The sequence below is a fragment of the Parabacteroides sp. MSK.9.14 genome (assembly GCF_019041495.1).
Classification (GTDB): Bacteria; Bacteroidota; Bacteroidia; order Bacteroidales; family Tannerellaceae; genus Parabacteroides; species Parabacteroides merdae.
This window is the reverse complement of record NZ_JAHPXO010000081.1, coordinates 1-3380: the sequence shown is the minus strand read 5'-3', so window position 1 is coordinate 3380 and position 3380 is coordinate 1. Positions and strand designations below refer to the sequence as shown.

The window sequence follows — 3380 nt, the reverse complement described above, 5'->3', positions numbered from 1 at the left end:
ATAGCCTGATGAAAGATAAGGTGGAAGAGCCGGAGAAAGAAGAAGATATATCCGAAAATACCCTGAAAGGCGCGTATGCCAAAGCCTCTCAAGAAAGCATAAACTTGTTGGCCGGTCAGACCGGGGCCGTCCGTGTCCTGTTGGAAGACATCCGCGGCAGTATGCAACCGATCCGGGAACAAATGAAGCTGATCTATGATATGCAATCCAGAGGTTGGGAAGATGTGAAGGCCATCCGCGAACTATCAGATAAAGTGGAAAAGAATACCGATCGGATCGCCGAGAATACGAGAGAGATCAAAGAGGTTGCCGGTAAGATATCGGAAAACACTAGAGGCACGGTTGATGCCTTGGAAGGTACTATTAACGTAAAAGTAAAAATGTAGCATTATGGATAAAGAGTTTTTTGAGATAGCAAACCGGTTAGGTGCCTGCCGGTTGTTGCATGGCACGGAAAACAAAGAAGAGCTTATGCGCCTTCTGCTGACACCGCAGGGTACGGAGTTCTGCACGAAGAATAATTTCCCGTCTATGGAACAATTACGAGAGTTCCGGGGCAAGAAGGCCGAAAGCATGGGAATCTATATCGAGACGGACGTGAAACTGACGAATCCGGTGAAGGTATTCTTGGCCGGTTCCAAGGCAATCCTTCATTTTGATACGATCGGCCGCTACAACGTGATCCTGATGCACGGGGCGGAAGCCGAGATCCATGCGAGTAACTATGCCGTGGTGTTCGTAAAGAACGCTGGCGGTAAGGTAATAACTCATAAAGACCATACAACACGTGTATTATGACAATAGACGGAAAAGACGTATATACTGAATGGGGATGTAAATTATTGGAAGGTTCTTTTGATGATCTTCTGAAATACCCCAAACGTAAGGCAGTCAAATATAACAACTGGGCGGAAGCCGACGGAATCGATCCCGATCTGTCGGTTGTGGAGTTCGAACCTAAGACCGTCAAGTTGAAATTCCTCATGAAGGCAGAAACGCTTGAGCAGTTCTGGTCTGGGTATAGAAAGTTTGTTGCTGATCTGTCCGCACCGGGCTATCGGGAATTCAATCTTATTGCCGGTATGACCAACCGCTTACGCTTCAATGTCGGCTCTTCTCACGAACAGCCTGTGCCATTTAATGCAGGGGAGAACGTATCTGTGTTTGAACTTTCTTTTGTCGAGGACAATCATGCCATTTATCCGGCAACTCCGGCCGGCGGTATCGGGCTTCGCGGGCAGTATGCGATTAATGGGATAGACTTTGCAGACTTCGGTATAGGATCGGACGATAACCAGGAGGACATCTTGAAATATCCTGCGGTTAAGGCGCCGTTCACCGATGGCCGTACGGTAGACCTTTCGACAATCAAAACCCTGCATCGGGAAATAAAACTGTCCCTTTGGATGTTGGCCGGCAGTGTGGAAGAGTTTCTGAATAACTATCGGGCATTCTTTAGCCAGATATCCGGTGTAGGAAATCAGGAATTATATATTAAGACGTTGGATGGTATCATTCAGGTGTACTATACGGATTGCCCGTCCTTTTCTGTGGAAGTCTGGCAGGAGAACCGGATAGGGGCAAGATTCACTATTTCTGTTGTTGCTCCCGTAGTGAGTTGGATAGATGCCGGCGGTGATGTTCGTTACCGTGTGCTGAAAGATCCGGATTTGGGGTTATTGGCAGATGAGCAAGGTAGAATAATAGTTTTCAATTAATATGGCAGAAGAATTTGAAATAATCAGGGCTAATTTGCTTCCGGCAGCTGGAACAATAACCGATAATGATATGATCCTGATCATTCAGGGTGGGAGACCTAAGCGTGCTTTGCCCTCTGCAATGAAAGGTAAACAGGGCGATCCCGGCCTTAGTGCGTTTTTAGGGATAAACGATAAATACATCCTTTGGAAACAAGGAGCTAATGGTGCTTGGCAGAATCTGTTGGAAATTGAGAAAATTCGTGGGCCGAAAGGAGAGAAGCCGGTTTTTCGAAAGTTGAACGGTACACTTCAAATGAAATACGAAGGTGAGCCGGATAGTGCATACGTGGATATTTTCGACCGTGAAGAATTGAAAATGAAGTTTTCCGATCTGACACCAGCAGAAGTGGATCAATTGAAACTGCATTTTTCTGATCTGACAGAGACTGATAAGGCCGAACTTATGAAGCCGGCAACGGATGCGGCAAAAGAGGTTCGTGAACAGATGTCCCAAATTAAGGAGGAAGCTAATACTGCTATATCGAATGTAAACACCGCAAAAGTGAGCGCAGAGGCGGCAACCAAGGCTGCAAATGATGCCGCAGCTTTAGCAAATGCCGCAGCTGGTCAAGCAACTCAATCTGCCGGAGATGCTGATGCAGCGACCAAATTGGCTGTTGCTGCCGCTGCATTGGCGGAGGAAAAAGCCGGTATAGCCAATACCGCAGCCGAGAATGCCGATACCGCAGCAGCTTCAGCCAATATGGCAAAGGAAGAAGCAGATAAAGCAACTGTTGAAGCCAATATAGCCGCAGGAAAGGCCAATGATGCCGCAGGAAAAGCTGACACGGCAACATTAAATGCCAATACCGCAACAGATAAAGCGAATGAAGCAGCATCCTCGGCTACAACTGCCGCCGAAAATGCTAATGCGGCTGTAGAGCGTGCGGATGATACCATAGCTTCTGCCGAGACTGCTACAAAATCGGCGACGGATGCAGCTTTAGCCGCAAACACGGCAAAAGAAAATGCAGACAAGGCGGCAAATACAGCCAAAGCTGCCGCTACTCTGGCCAATGAAAAGGCAGGACTGGCGGATACGGCAGCTTTGGCTGCTAATACGGCAAAGGAAGATGCCATAGTCGCAACCGGCAAGGCCAACACAGCCGCCGACCGCGCCAATCGTGCAGCCGAAGCCGCCGAAGGAGTCATCAGTGGACTGCAACCCGACTGGAACGTTATCGATCCTGTCAATAAGAACTACATCAAGAACAAACCGGAGATCCCGACGTTAGAGGCTATCCCGGACGAAAATACATTGAGCTATGTCAATACCGACGGTACAACCATCAATTTTCGTATCGGCGATGAAGTACGTGTAGCGGAAGAAGGAGAATATGTGTTCTACCGGCTTTATGATCTTGCCGGGGGAAAAGCTTCGTGGAAGGAATCCGGCAGCGGTACAGCCTTGCCCGGTAATGTTTATCTGACAGGAGCCAATTATTACAATGAATCAGTACGAACGATAAAACAAGGATATTTGAGCAATGAGTAAGAAAGGTGCATTTATTTATCAACAGATCGAACAGACGACCGCCGAATGGGCCGATAACGTAACCGTCTATCCTGCATCAGTCTGGTTATTTGAACGTTTGGAAAACGGTAAATTCAACATGAAGC

Annotated in this window: 4 protein-coding genes; all 4 read left to right on the top strand. The window is 47.6% G+C overall.

Features of this window, described 5'->3' with window-relative positions; all coding sequences use genetic code 11:
- Positions 1 to 386, top strand: a 386-nt coding sequence (locus KTG12_RS21005) for a hypothetical protein (protein ID WP_216945535.1), incomplete at its 5' end; no start/stop codon positions are given.
- 4 nt (positions 387 to 390) lie between these two features.
- A complete protein-coding gene (locus KTG12_RS21000) occupies positions 391 to 798 on the top strand; it encodes a hypothetical protein (RefSeq protein ID WP_122116638.1) in 408 nt (135 codons plus the stop codon).
- Positions 795 to 1718: a hypothetical protein gene (locus KTG12_RS20995; RefSeq protein ID WP_122342891.1), complete on the top strand. Its 924-nt coding sequence runs from the start codon at positions 795 to 797 to the stop codon at positions 1716 to 1718. Before KTG12_RS21000 ends, KTG12_RS20995 begins: the two co-directional genes overlap by 4 nt.
- 1 nt (position 1719) lies before the next feature.
- Positions 1720 to 3255: a hypothetical protein gene (locus KTG12_RS20990; RefSeq protein WP_149936135.1), complete on the top strand. Its 1536-nt coding sequence runs from the start codon at positions 1720 to 1722 to the stop codon at positions 3253 to 3255.
- Positions 3256 to 3380 lie beyond the last annotated feature (125 nt).